The organism is Mesorhizobium sp. (assembly GCF_965229135.1).
Lineage (GTDB): Bacteria > Pseudomonadota > Alphaproteobacteria > Rhizobiales > Rhizobiaceae > Mesorhizobium.
The window spans coordinates 960,849-973,823 of the sequence record NZ_OZ245860.1; the positions used below are offsets into that span (position 1 = coordinate 960,849).

Here is a 12,975-nt window from a genome sequence, read left to right on the forward strand (position 1 = left end):
CCAGTCATTTGGTGATGGACAGTTCGCCCGGCGCGCCCGCTAGCGAGCGCGTCGGCGACGAGGTAGCAATCATGATGATGAGGGTGAGGATGTAGGGGGCGGCGTAGAACAGGTAGTAGCCCTGCGTGACGCCAACCGATTGCAGCGCCGGACCGAGCGCCCCTGCCCCGCCGAACAGCAGCGCGGCGGCAAAGCAGCCCAGCGGGTTCCAGCGCGCGAAGATGACCAGCGCCACCGCCATCAGGCCCTGGCCCGACGAGATACGCTCGGTCCAGCTGCCGGGATAATAGAGCGACAGATAGGCGCCGCCGATGCCGGCCAGCGCGCCGCCGACGCCGGTGGCCAGCAGCCGCACCGTATCAGGATTGAGCCCCATGGCGCGCGCCGCGTCCGAACTGTCGCCGACGACGCGCACGATGAGGCCGGCGCGGGTGTTGCGGAACGCCCACCACAGGATGACCGAAAGCACGGCCCCGATGAGAAACAGCACGTTGACGTCGAGCGCCGCCTGAACCTGCGGAATGTCCGACCAGCCGCCGAAGGGAATGGCCGGCAAATTGGGCGCCTTGGGCTTGATGAACGGCTTGCCGAAGAAGAAGGCGAGCCCGGAGCCGAACAGCATCAGCGCGATGCCGATGGCGATGTCGTTGACTTTCGGGAATTTGCAGATCCAGCCATGGAACAGGCCAAAGCACAGGCCGGCGAAGGCCGCGGCCAGCAGGCCGAGCCAAGGCGAGTTGGTCATCACCGCCACCGCATAGGCGGTCATGGCGCCGAAGACCAACGTGCCTTCGAGCCCTAGATTGATGCGCCCGGAACGCTCGGTGATCGCCTCGCCCAGCGAGACGAAGATGAACGGCGTCGAGACACGGATGGCCCCGCCCAGTATGGCCAGCGGCACGCCCCAGAGGCCGATCTCGGTCGCGTCCATCAGGAGGCCCTCTTCCAGAGATCGGGATTGAAGGCCTTGAAGCGGCCGTAGAAGGTTTCGCTGAACAGGATGACGATGAAGATCATCCCCTGCAGCACCAGCACGGTGGCGTCAGGCAGGTCCATGCGGCGCTGGATCAGTCCGCCCGAGGCGTCGATGCCCCCGAGCAGGATGGCGACCGGGATGATGGCCAGCGGGTTGTGGCGGGCAAGGAAGGCGACAAGAATGCCGGTGTAACCGTAACCGGCGGCGAGCGAAGCGTTGGCGCTGCCTTGCACGGCGGCGACTTCCAGCATGCCGGCAAGCCCGGCGAAGCCGCCGGCGAGCGCCGTGAAGCCGACGATCAACTGCCCGACCGCAAGCCCCTGGACCTGGGCCGCCCGCACATTGCCGCCCGCGATACGCGCGGCAAAACCCCAGCGGGTCTTTTCGATGAGCACCCAGGAGAAAATGCAGGCGACGACGCCGACGACCAGCCCCCAATGCACGTCCATGCCTGGAATGTTGCCGATGCGGTATATTTCCGCCAGCGGCTGCGTCGACGGTTTGTTGAGCGAGGCCGGGTCGCGCAGCGGCCCTTCCACCAGTTGGTTCATCAGCGCGATGGCGATGTAGGCCATCAGCAAGCTGGAGATGGTTTCATTGACAGCCCGGTAGTGGCGCAGCGCGCCGACGACGCCGATCCAGACGCCGCCGGCGGCCATGCCCGCCACGCCCATGGCAAGAATGACGATAAAGGATGGCGCGCCGCTCAGCGCCACGCCGATCGCCGCGGCGCCGACGCCGCCCAGAACGATCGCGCCCTCGCCGCCGATGACGACGAGACCGAGCCGCGCCGGCAGCGCCACGCAGAGTGCCGCCAGCAGCAAGGGCGTGGCCCGCGACAGCGAGTTCTGCACCGAGAACCAAGAGCCGAAGCCGCCCCGCCACATGGTCTCGAAAAGCAGGATCGGCGACTTGCCGACCAGCGCTATGAACAGGCTGAACAGCGCCATGCCGACGATCAGCGCCGCCAGCGGAATGACGAAGGCTTCCGCCCTGCGCGCGATCCATTCCAGCGCCGGGGGATACCCCCTGGCGCCGAACAGTGCCGGCATGCCGGCGCTTGTCACCGTGTCCACCATCGCCGCGCTCTCCTCAAGATCAGGCGGTAGAGCCGACGACCCCGTCGACCAGGTAGTCCATGCTCTCGAGTTCGATCGCGGTCTCCGGGAAAGCCTGGCCCGCGGTGGCCACGACGACCCCCTTGTTGCTCTTCAGCGGGCCTTTGATGACGGCGAAGCCGCCCTTCATCATCTCGGCCAGCGTGGCGTCGAACTGCTTGCGCGCCGGGTCGCCGACAGCGGGACCGAGCGGGCTCATCTTGACAAAGCCATCGGCCAGGCCGCCACGCGTGAAATTCGGCAGCGGCGTGCCGGCCATCAGGTCGTCGACGAACATCTTGTAGACCTTTGCCCAGTTCCACTCGGCGCCGGTGAGATATTTTTCCGGCGCCAACGGACTCTGGTTGGCATGGTAGCCGCAGACGAAAGCCCCGCGCCCGGCAGCCGTCTCGACCACCACTTTCGGGCTGTCGACATGGCAGGTGATGACATCGACGCCCTGATCGACCAGCGCGTTGGTTGCTTCCGCCTCCTTGACCGCCAGCGACCATTCGCCGGTGAAGATGACCTGGCAGGTGATGGCTGGATCGACCGAGCGCGCGCCGAGCAGGAAGGAGTTGATGTTGAGCAGCACCTGCGGGATGGGCTTGGCCGCGACGAAGCCCAGTTTCTTGGTCTTCGAAGTGTGGCCGGCAACGACGCCATTCAGATACTGGCCCATGCCGATATAGCCAAAATAGGAACCGGCGTTCATCGGGTGCTTGGTCTTGTCCCACATGCCGCCGCAATGGCGGAACTGCACGTCAGGGAATTTCTTGCACATGGCCAGCATGTGGGGGTCGAAATAGCCGAACGAGGTCGGGAAGATCAGCGAGGCGCCGTCGAGATTGATCATCGATTCCATCGTCTTCTGGACGTCGACCGTCTCCGGCACGTTCTCCTCCTCGACGACGGTGATCCCCTCGATGCCCTTCAGCGTCGCCGCGCCCTCGGCATGCGCCTGGTTGTAGCCGTAGTCATCCTTCGGCCCGACATAGATGAAGCCGACGGTGGCCGTGGCGGCAAAGGCTCGGGAGACGGGAAACGACGCCGAAGCAAGGCCGAGCGCCGCCCCGGCGGCGGTGGTCTTGAGCAACTGGCGGCGGCTAAGCATGAAACGATCAGTCATGTTGATGCTCCTCTTATAGGGCCCCTCAGGAAGCCGGTTAACGCCTCGATAAGAAAGTGTATGCAATCACCGTGCCAACTCTGAAATCCTGATTTCTCCAATGAAATCAATCACAGAATGTTTTCGCACTGCACAAGTCACGTGCATTTGCATGCACTTTTTGCCTTGAAAACAGCCAGTTTGACATGCAGATTAAAATACAGGCATAGAGGGTGGGAGCCCGAGTCGAGCGCGGACCTTTGTCCGCCCGGTTCACCCTTGGAATGCGAACAGCGACTGGAGGAAGACGTGTCGGCAAAGCGCGGCTTGATCCGGTCGGGAACGACCGCCGATCAGATGGTGCGGGCGATCGGCGACCGCATCGTCACCGGCGTGCTGCGCCCCGGCGAAAAGCTCGACGAAGCTTCGCTCGCCGCTCGCTTCGAGGTGTCACGCACGCCGGTGCGCGAGGCGCTCGGCCAGCTCAGCGCCATGGGCCTTGTCGAAAGACGACCCAACCGGGGCGCGATCGTCGCCGTGGTGACCCAGGAGCATCTCGCCTCGATGTTCGAGAGCATGGCCGAACTGGAAGGAATTTGCGCCCGCTTCTGCGCTGAGCGCATGACCGGCGGCGAGCGCCGCGCGCTTGAGGTCGAGCATCAGGACTCGGCCCGGCTGGTGCGACTGGGCGCCGAGGAAGACTATGAATACTTCAACACCGAGTTCCACAGCAGGCTCTATCGCGGCGCCCATAGCACCCACATTTACGAGTTGACCGCGACCACGCGCAGTCGCCTCGCCCCCTTCCGTCGCGCGCAGTTCAGGCTTGCCGGCCGCCTGGCCAAATCCTGGCAGGAGCATGACGCCATCGTCACCGCGATCTTGCGCGGCGACGGCGCAACCGCTGGAGCAGCTGCAAAGGACCATGTCTCGATCGTCAGCGAGGCGAGCGCTGTCTTTGCCCTCGGCGAACAGCCGAAGGATGCAAGCCCAGCGATGCCATTCATCGCCAGCTGACAAAGAGATTGTCAACCTCCCTGAAAAGAGCCCATCACCAAGGCGGCGGGTAACCAGAGCCTGAATATAGGGATGGGCGGCGTGTGAGGAGCACCGCCCTCCTTGTGCCCGGCCGAACTGCGGTTGCCGAAGCGATCTGTTACGCGCTCGCGCTGATAGCGCTCGGCCGCACGCGTCTATGCACATTTCTCGGCGACGATGGCCCTCAGCTTGTCGACCAGCACCGGCAGGAGGCGATTGAGGATGTCCTCGCCCATCTCCTTCGTCGCTAGCGTGGCCTTGCCATTCATGCCGCCGCTGTGGAGGGCCAGTGATTTGCGCGAATACGCCTCATGCCAAGGCTTTTTCAGCACGAAATCCTCGGCCCGGTCCATGTGCACGAGGCCGCCGATAGCGATCGCCGGTGATGTCCATACACGCCAAAGACCAACGGAAAGGCCGAACGCTTCATTCAGACCGCTCTGAGGGAATGGGCTTACGCACGCGCCTATGAGACCTCGGATCGGCGAGCCCAAGAACTTCCGATCTGGACCCACATGTACAATTGGCATAGGCCACATGGCAGCCTCGGTTCAAAGCCGCCGATCAGCTGCCTCGCTCAAACCGTGGACAACCTGTTGAGGCTTGACATCTAGACCGTCGGAAAATGACAGGCCACTTTGCGACCGGGTCGATACTCTCTCACCTCAGGACGCTCGGTGCGGCATCGATCCGCCGCGATCGGGCATCTCGGATGGAAACGGCAGCCGGCTGGCGGCTTGAGCGGGCTCGGCACGTCGCCGGTCAGGATGATGCGCTTGCGCGTCCCGCTGGGTGTTGTCTCCACAATGGGAACCGCCGAGATCAACGCTTGGCTGTAGGGGTGGGCGGGCGTTGCAAACACCTCTTCCGCAGGACCTTCCTCCACAATCGAGCCGAGATACATGACGGCGATGCGGGTCGAGACCTGGCGCACCACCGACAGGTCGTGGGCGATGAAGATGTAGGTGAGGTTCAGCTTCTCCTGGAGGTCGGCAAGCAGGTTGACGATCTGCGCCTGTACCGACACGTCGAGCGCCGAGACGGGCTCATCCAGCACGACCAGATCAGGATTGAGCGCGATGGCCCGCGCGATGCCGACACGCTGGCGCTGCCCGCCGGAGAATTCGTGCGGATAGCGCATGACATGGTCCGGCAGCAGCCCGACGAGGTCGAAAAGCTCCGCGACCCGACTCGTGATCTCGCGCGACGACAGCTTGCCATGGATGCGAAGCGGCTCGGCCACTAGGTCGCCGACGCGCCGGCGAGGATTGAGCGAGGCCGACGGATCCTGGAACACCATCTGCAGACGCCGCCGGAGCGGCCTGAGTTCGGAGAGCGACTTCGAGGTTATGTCGTGGCCTTCGAAGAGGAGTTCACCGTCGGTGATGTCGTAGAGCCTCACCAGGCAGCGCGCCAGGGTCGACTTGCCACATCCGGATTCGCCGACCAGGCCGACCGTCTCGCCGCGCTTTACTGACAGCGAAACATCGTCGACCGCATGTACCGTTCGCTTGCCCTCCGCGGAAAACCGCGAGCCGATCGAGAAGCGCTTGCCGAGCGAACGCGTTTCGAGGATTGGCTGGTCTTTGTCGATCATCGGTCCGCTCATGCCTGTGCCACACGGAAACACGCCGCGGCGTGCGTGCCGGCGCCAAGGTCGGGCTTGCCGGTCGCACAGGGCTCGTAACGAACAGGGCAACGCGGGCCGAAGGCGCAGCCTTGCGGCAATCGCAACAGCGACGGCGGCGAACCGGGAATGGCCGGCAGGCGGCGCGGTTTTTCGCCGGTCAGCGGCGGGATCGAGCCAAGCAGCGCCCGCGTATAGGGGTGTCGCGGATCTGAAAACAGTTCCGTGCGGCTGCCGCGCTCCACCACACGGCCCGCATACATGACCATCACCCGGTCGGCGAGTTCGGAGACCACGCCCATGTCATGCGTGATGAAGATCACCGCCGAATTGTAGGTCGCGCGCAGCTTGCGCACGAGGTCGAGAATGCCGGCCTGCACCGTGACATCGAGCGCGGTGGTCGGCTCGTCCGCCACCAGCAGGGTCGGATTGCACGACAGCGCCATGGCAATCACCGCCCGCTGGCGCATACCCCCGGAAAGCTGGTGCGGGTAGCGCGACATCGCCTCGTGCGGGTTGGGGAAATTCACCTCCGCCAGCAATTCTTCGACGCGCTCCATCGCCTTGGATTTGCTGATGTTGCGATGCGCGCGGATCTGTTCGGCGATCTGCCAGCCAATCGTGTAGACCGGCGTCAGCGCTGTCATCGGGTCCTGGAAGATCATCGCGATCTCGTTGCCGCGAAGGCGCCGGAGCTCGCGCGCGGGCAATCCCACCAGCTCGCGGTCCTTGTAGCGGATCGAGCCTTCGATGACGGCGTTGGGATCGGTGATAAGGCCCATCACCGCCAGCAGCGAGACGGTCTTGCCGGAGCCGGATTCGCCGACGACGCCAAGGATCTCGCCCTCTTCGAGGTCGAAGGAAACGCCATCGATGGCGCGCACAAGGCCATCGTCAGTGCGGAAGGACACTCTGAGATCGCGCACCGACAGTATCATGATGTCCTCAGGCGCGGATCGAGAAGGATATAGATGAAATCGACGACAGCGTTGGCGATGACCACGAACATGGAAGCGTACATCACAGTCGCCATGATCATCGGCAGATCGAGGTTCTGCAGCGCGTCATAGGTGAGCTTGCCGATGCCGTGCAGCCCGAACACAACCTCCGTCAGCAGGGCGGAACCACCCACCAGCGCGCCAAAATCCAGGCCGAACAGCGTGATGAAGGCAATGAGCGACGTGCGCAGCGCATGGCGCAGCAGGATGCGGGTCTCCGACAGGCCCTTGGCGCGGGCCGTGCGGATATAGTCCTCCTGTAGGGATTCGATGATCGCCGCGCGCAGGACGCGCCCGTAGATGCCGATATAGAGAATGGCCAGCGTGATCCACGGAATGACCAGGGTCAGGAACCAGCCCTTGGGATCGTCCGAGAAATTCTTGTAGCCGAGCGGCGGCACCCAGGAGAACGCCCAGCTGTCGTGATAGCGGCTCTGGGTGATCAGGTTCATCACTTCGCCCAGCCAGTAGACCGGCATGGAAATGCCAAGCAATCCCAGCGCCATCAGAAGCCGATCCAGCCAGCTGTCGCGGGTGGCGGCGGCGACAATGCCGATGATGATGGACACCACCACCCAGAGGATCGCCGCCCCGAACACCAGAGAAAGCGTGACCGGAATCGAATCCAGCACCGCCGGCACCACCTTCCAGCCGCGATTCACGAAGGAGGTCAGATCGCCGGTGACGAAGATCTTCTCCATCATCTTCACATATTGGACGTAGAGGGGCCGGTCGAAGCCGAAGCTGTGACGCACGGCTTCCAGCACCTCGGGCGATGCGTTGCGGCCGGCGATGCGCGCCGCTGGATCGGCGCCCGGCGTCGCGAAGAAGATCAGGAAGACGATGACCGAGATGCCGAACATCACGAACAGCATCTGACCGAAACGGCGCAGGATTGCGTAAATCATCAGTCGCGCCCCAGCCGGACCTTGGAGCGTGGGTCGAGCGCATCGCGCAGGCCGTCGCCAAAGACATTGAGCGCCATGACGGAGATGGCGATCGCCAGCCCGGGCGCCAAGGCCACAAGTGGCCGTGTGTAAAGCAGTGCCTGCCCGTCCTGGATGATTGTGCCCCAGCTCGCCGCCGGCGGTTGGACGCCGATCGAGAGGAAGGAGAGCGCCGATTCCGTCAGCATGTTCAGCGCCATCATCAGCGGCACGAAGACGATAAGCGTGGTGGTGATGTTGGGCAGGATATCGCGCCACAGGATCCGCGATCCCGGTACACCCAGGTTGATCGCGGCCAGAACGAACTCGCTGTTGCGCAGTGACAGGACCTGCCCGCGTATCGGACGCGCCACATAGGGCACATAAACGATGCCGATGATGATGACCGGCAGCCAAAGACTGCCTGACTCGATCTCGATGGGTCCGATCGCGATGCCCTGCGCGATGGTGACAATGGAAAGCGAAATCGCCAATAGGTAGATCGGAAATGCCCACAGCACATCCAGCAGGCGCGACAGAACCGTATCGGTAATGCCGCCGAAGTAGCCGGCGATAAGTCCCGCCGCCGTGCCGATGAGCAAGGTGAAAATGGTGGCCGCCGCGGAGATCAGCAGTGAACTGAGCCCGCCATAGAGCATCCTTGCCATGACATCGCGGCCCTGACTGTCGGCGCCGAGGAAGTAGTTGCCAAGCCGCCAGGTCGGGCCGAGCGGCGTGTAGCCCAGACCAAGCCCTTCCGTCGACTGTTCCATCACCGGAACATCGGCGCCGTCGATCTGTATGACGGCGTCGAGTGTCGAGGCGAATGGGTCCACGCCCGCCCAATGCGCATAGAGAGGCGCGCTGAGACAGGCAACGGCAATGAGGAGGAACACACCCAGGGACGCCATGGCGGCCCTGTTCCTCGCCAACCTCGCAAACGCGACGGCCCAAGGCCCCCGCGTCCTGCGTGGGACGGCAATGGCAACAGCTTCGTTCGACACGGGCGTGCCCTCCCCGGTTCCTTACTGCACCCAGGACTGGGTGATCATCCAGTTGAACTGCCGGTTGAACTTGAAATTGCCCAGGCGCTTGCTGACGAAGTCGAGCCGCTTCGGCGTGAAGAGGCCGACAGCCGGCGCCTTGTCCGTGACCTGCCTGTCAATTTCAGCCCAGATCTTGTCGGCTGCCTTCTGATCGGTCACGCCAAGGTCCAACGCCTTCTGCATCTTGGCGTCGATCTCCTTGTCGCAGAAGCCGGCTATGTTGATCGAAGCGTCCGAGCCCTCGCGGTAGGATGCGCAGCTGAACAGAATATTCAGGAAGTCCGATGCGGCGGGATAGTCCTTGTACCACTGGGTAACGGACATCTGCACCTTGTTGTTGGAGTTCTGGATGTAGGTGAACTGGATGTTGGCGGAGATCGGCTTTACGTCCGCGGCATAGCCAATGCTGGTTAGAACGCTCTGCAGATAGACGCCGATAGACCGCGATACGGCGGTGTCCTCGACAATGATGGTCACCTTCTGGCCCTTGGTGCCCGACTCCTCGACGAGCTGTTTTGCCTTTTCCAGATCAGGCGCCGACCACTTGGCACCGGGGTTCTTGGTGTAGGGGCAGTAGTCCTCATGACCAGGGAAGTCCGGAGGCAGGACCTGGCAGACCGGGGAGGCCAGCACCTTGCCGCCAAACAGCTTTACCAGCGTGTTGCGGTCGATGGCATAGGCAACAGCCTGGCGGGCCTTTTCGTTGTCGAACGGAGCTAGACGGGTGTTCAGCGGTGCGTACCACCACGCCGAAAGCGGCGAGATGTGCAGCTGGTCCATGAACTTGCTGCCAAGTTCACCCAGGCGGTCGCTGGGCAGCGCGTCGAACATCCAGTCTGCCTCGCCGTTCTGGATCGCCGTGACGGCAGCCTCCTCGGACAGGCCGAAATCATATTGGACGACATCCGGATAGCCGTCCGGCTGGGCTTCCTCGCTCCATTGCTTGAAATTCGGGTTGCGCGAGACCGTCATGCCCTTGTTGGGATCGAAAGTGGAGATCATGTAGGGGCCGGTGCTGGGAATGGGCGTCGACCCCATGTCCTCCGCGGCCGTGTCCGCCGGCAGGACCACGGCATGCGGCAAGGCAAGCTTGTAGAGGATCTCGGCATCCGGCTTGGTGATGTTGATGGTGACCGTGCCGGCCGCCTCGTCACCGACAACGCCGCCTTCAAGCGTGCAGCTCTTGGTGTCGGCCAGGCATTTGTCGGCACCGACGATGCCGGCGTAGAAGGTGCCGGAGGTCGGGCCGGAAACCTTGAAGATGCGCTGGAAGGAGGCAACGACGTCCTTCACGCCGAGGTCCTGGCCGTTTGAGAACTTGATGCCTTTGCGCAGCTTGAAGGTGAAGGTCTTGCCGTCATTGCTGACCTTCGGCAACGCCTCGGCGAGATCGGGGACGATGGTGAAGCCGTCCATGCCCTCGGCTTTGCGGAAGGCAACCAGGCCGTCATAGACCGGCTGGTACAATTGCCAACCCTGGTCGGTGTAGTTGATATGCGGATCAAGCGTTCCGGCGGCAGAGCGGGCCAGCAGGCGAATGGTGCCGCCGCGGTGTTCCTTGAGATATTCGGCCTGCGCCGGAGCCAGCCATGTGCCGGCCAGCAATGCGGCGGCCGACGCCGCCAAGAACAGTTTCTTCATGCTTGATCCCCTTTTCTCAGTTGTCGTTGCGGTCCAGGAAGTCTCCCACCACCCGCATGCACGCATCCTGCTCTTCGACATGCGGCATGTGGCTGGAATGCTCGAATATCTCCCAGCGCGATCCCCTGATGCCGTCCTTGTAGGGCTGCACGGTCGCGGGCGTGGCCTCGTCGTGGCGTCCGGAGATGATCAGTGTGGGAACATCGATGGCAGGCAGGCGGTCGATGATGCTCCAGGTCTTCAGCGTGCCGATGACGTGGAATTCGTTGGGCCCGTTCATCACATTGTAGACAGTCGGATTGCGGGCAACCTGGGCGAAACTCTCGGTCACTTCGGGCGGGAACGGCACGACCCGGCAAACATGCCGCTCGTAGAACACCATCGTTGCCTGCTGGTAAGCCGCATCGTCCGTCGTGCCGGCCTGTTCATGACGGCTCAGCGTTTCCTGCACATCTTTTGGCAGGTCAGCGCGCAACCGGTTGGCCTCTTCGACCCAGAGCTTCATGGAAGCCGGTGAGTTGGCGATGGTCAGCGACTTCAGACCTCTTGGCCGCGTTACCGCATATTCGGCGCCCAGCATGCCGCCCCAGCTCTGGCCGAGGACATGGAAGCCCGCGCGGATGCCGAGATGGTCGACGAGGTTTTCAAGCTCTTCGATGAAAAGCCGGGGTGTCCAGAAGTCAGCGCCCTTTTCGGGCAACAATGTGGAATTGCCGCACCCCAACTGGTCGTAGTGGATGACAGCGCGATCTCTCAGCGCAAGAAGCTTATAGGCATCGACATAGTTGTGGGCGACGCCCGGACCGCCATGCAGGATTACCACCGGGGCTTTGCCGGAATCGAGTTCGCCGCTGATCCGATACCACGTTTCGTAGCTGTCGAAGGCCGCGCGCCCTTCCCTGGCGATAATCTCGGTCGACATCCCAATTCCCTGCGCGTTTGAAGGCATCTCGTCGTTGTCCTAGAGGCAAGCCGCTTAGTTCACCCTGCGGCTGGCCTGCACCCATTCTTCCAGCATCTGCACGCCGAATGCCGTTGCGCCTTGCCTGGCCAGCGGCCGGTCGGTGTCTGTCAGTTCCTTGCTGGCGATGTCGAGATGCACCCAGGGGCGGTCTTGCGTGAAATGGCGCAGGAAGGCCGCGGCATAGGGAGCGTCGCCATCTTCCATATCCTTGGCATGATGCCGGAGGTCGGCGAATGGCGATTGCAGCCCTTCATCGTAGGCCCGGTCGAGCGGCAGCCGCCAGAACCGCTCGCCGACCGCTTCTCCGGCCGCGATCATCTGCGATGCAATGGCATCGTCGGTACTGAAAAGGCCGGCGAATATCGATCCGAGTCCGCGTGTCACCGAATAGGTCAGCGTAGCCAGGTCGACGATCACCGAAGGATTGAAGCGCGTGGCTGTGTAATGGAGGCAGTCGGCCAGAAGCAGGCGACCTTCCGCATCCGTATCGAACACTTCCACGGTCTGTCCCGAGGCCGTCGTGATGATGTCGCGCGGCTTGAGCGCGTTGCCGGACGGCATGTTCTCGGCGATGCCGAGCACGCCGACGGCATGGATCGGGCTGCCCTGTCGGGCAAGCGCTATCATCAGGCCAACGACCGCGGCCGCGCCGCCCATGTCGGCCTTCATGTCGAACATCTGAGCGCCGCCCTTGATGCACAGGCCACCGGAATCAAAACAGACGCCCTTGCCGACGAAAGCGAGCGGCTGGGCCGGCGCACCCTTGCCGCGATAGTGCAAGATGGCGACCCTTGGCGGTCGCGCCGAGCCCGAACCCACGGCGAGCAGCGCATTCATGCCGAGTTCTTTCAGTTGCGCTGCGTCCAGCATTTCGACGTCGATGCCGGCTTCGCGCAGCGGCTCCAGATGATCGTGGAAATTGTCGGGGTGAAGATGGTTCGGCGGCAGGTTGATCAACGTGCGCGCATACTCGACGCCATCGGCGATGGCATTGATGCGGACCAACGTCGCGGACACATCCGCGCTGCCTGCTCCAACCAATTGCACCCGCAGGGTGCGGTCCGCTCCCGCGCCCTGCCGCTGGTTGCGCATGTCGAACCGATAGCGTCGCAGCCGCATTCCAAGTGCCACGCGCGCCAGGACTTCCGCGCCGGGGAGGTCAACACCGGCGATGGGGTCAAGCACGACAGTGGCCGAACATTCCCCTTTGCTCTCCAGATGTGCGGCCAGCAAACCGCCGGCGCGCGCCAAGGAAAGGGCGGTTACGGCTTCAGCTTTGCCCAAGGCAAGAACGATCACGCGCCTGGCTGACACCGCCTTCGGGGCGATCAGATCGATGCAGGCGCCGGATTCGGCCAGGGCGGCTGGCTCGGAGCACGCCCGCGACAGAATTCCGCCCATTTCGGCGTCCAGTGCCGCTGCCCGAGGGCCAAAGCCGTCTTGGGCAGTTTGCAGGATCACGACGACCGAGGCTTCCGCGGAAATCTCGTCAGCCGCTTCGAAGACCGGCACTGGCGATTGAGGCATAAGCGGCTGTTCTCTCCTGTTGTGGTG

At 63.3% G+C, this 12,975-nt stretch carries 12 protein-coding genes and 1 pseudogene; 2 read left to right on the forward strand and 11 right to left on the reverse strand.

Going from position 1 to position 12,975, the window contains the following annotated elements; translation table 11 throughout:
* Positions 1 to 4: 4 nt before the first annotated feature.
* The 3 genes from ACO07C_RS04665 to ACO07C_RS04675 are packed head-to-tail and all read right to left on the reverse strand — an operon-like array spanning position 5 to position 3,202.
* Entirely contained in the window at positions 5 to 931 is a 927-nt protein-coding gene (locus tag ACO07C_RS04665) for an ABC transporter permease (protein ID WP_258581780.1), read from the reverse strand.
* Entirely contained in the window at positions 931 to 2,055 is a 1,125-nt protein-coding gene (locus ACO07C_RS04670) for an ABC transporter permease (protein WP_421913061.1), read from the reverse strand. The genes ACO07C_RS04665 and ACO07C_RS04670 overlap by 1 nt, the downstream gene beginning before the upstream one ends.
* Before the next feature lie 19 nt (positions 2,056 to 2,074).
* A complete protein-coding gene (locus tag ACO07C_RS04675) occupies positions 2,075 to 3,202 on the reverse strand; it encodes a BMP family ABC transporter substrate-binding protein (protein WP_421913062.1) in 1,128 nt (375 codons plus the stop codon).
* A gap of 336 nt (positions 3,203 to 3,538) precedes the next feature.
* On the opposite strand from ACO07C_RS04675, the gene ACO07C_RS04680 reads away from it, so the two are divergent.
* Positions 3,539 to 4,198, forward strand: coding sequence for a GntR family transcriptional regulator (locus ACO07C_RS04680; RefSeq protein WP_421917439.1), 660 nt, complete (start codon positions 3,539 to 3,541; stop codon positions 4,196 to 4,198).
* A 176-nt stretch (positions 4,199 to 4,374) separates the two neighbouring features.
* Here the strand turns inward: ACO07C_RS04680 and ACO07C_RS04685 are convergent, their stop codons facing one another.
* Positions 4,375 to 4,713, reverse strand: a complete 339-nt coding sequence (locus tag ACO07C_RS04685; protein WP_421913063.1) for a hypothetical protein — start codon at positions 4,711 to 4,713, stop codon at positions 4,375 to 4,377.
* Between ACO07C_RS04685 and ACO07C_RS04690 the strand changes: the two are divergent.
* Positions 4,609 to 4,833: pseudogene (locus ACO07C_RS04690) on the forward strand (integrase core domain-containing protein); the annotation flags it as partial. The gene ACO07C_RS04685 and the pseudogene ACO07C_RS04690 overlap by 105 nt on opposite strands.
* Here ACO07C_RS04690 and ACO07C_RS04695 read toward each other — a convergent pair.
* From ACO07C_RS04695 to ACO07C_RS04725, 7 genes are read right to left on the reverse strand one after another with little or no spacing between them, the layout of a single operon-like run.
* Positions 4,830 to 5,816 (reverse strand): ABC transporter ATP-binding protein, encoded by a 987-nt coding sequence (locus ACO07C_RS04695; protein WP_421913064.1) that lies wholly within the window; start codon positions 5,814 to 5,816, stop codon positions 4,830 to 4,832. The pseudogene ACO07C_RS04690 and the gene ACO07C_RS04695 sit on opposite strands and share 4 nt — an antisense overlap.
* An 8-nt stretch (positions 5,817 to 5,824) precedes the next feature.
* Positions 5,825 to 6,784 carry an ABC transporter ATP-binding protein gene (locus ACO07C_RS04700; protein ID WP_421913065.1) on the reverse strand — a complete coding sequence of 320 codons (960 nt, stop codon included), beginning with the start codon at positions 6,782 to 6,784 and terminating at the stop codon, positions 5,825 to 5,827.
* On the reverse strand, positions 6,781 to 7,752 hold the full coding sequence (locus ACO07C_RS04705) for an ABC transporter permease (RefSeq protein WP_421913066.1): 972 nt from the start codon (positions 7,750 to 7,752) through the stop codon (positions 6,781 to 6,783). The genes ACO07C_RS04700 and ACO07C_RS04705 overlap by 4 nt, the downstream gene beginning before the upstream one ends.
* Positions 7,752 to 8,774, reverse strand: coding sequence for an ABC transporter permease (locus ACO07C_RS04710; RefSeq protein WP_421913067.1), 1,023 nt, complete (start codon positions 8,772 to 8,774; stop codon positions 7,752 to 7,754). The genes ACO07C_RS04705 and ACO07C_RS04710 overlap by 1 nt, the downstream gene beginning before the upstream one ends.
* A gap of 21 nt (positions 8,775 to 8,795) precedes the next feature.
* Positions 8,796 to 10,457 (reverse strand): ABC transporter substrate-binding protein, encoded by a 1,662-nt coding sequence (locus ACO07C_RS04715; protein ID WP_421913068.1) that lies wholly within the window; start codon positions 10,455 to 10,457, stop codon positions 8,796 to 8,798.
* A 16-nt stretch (positions 10,458 to 10,473) separates the two neighbouring features.
* The gene (locus tag ACO07C_RS04720) at positions 10,474 to 11,379 is read right to left on the reverse strand and encodes a proline iminopeptidase-family hydrolase (RefSeq protein WP_421913069.1); all 906 of its coding nucleotides are present in this window, start codon (positions 11,377 to 11,379) and stop codon (positions 10,474 to 10,476) included.
* A 54-nt stretch (positions 11,380 to 11,433) separates the two neighbouring features.
* Entirely contained in the window at positions 11,434 to 12,948 is a 1,515-nt protein-coding gene (locus tag ACO07C_RS04725; RefSeq protein WP_421913070.1) for a leucyl aminopeptidase, read from the reverse strand.
* Between the last annotated feature and the right edge of the window lie 27 nt (positions 12,949 to 12,975).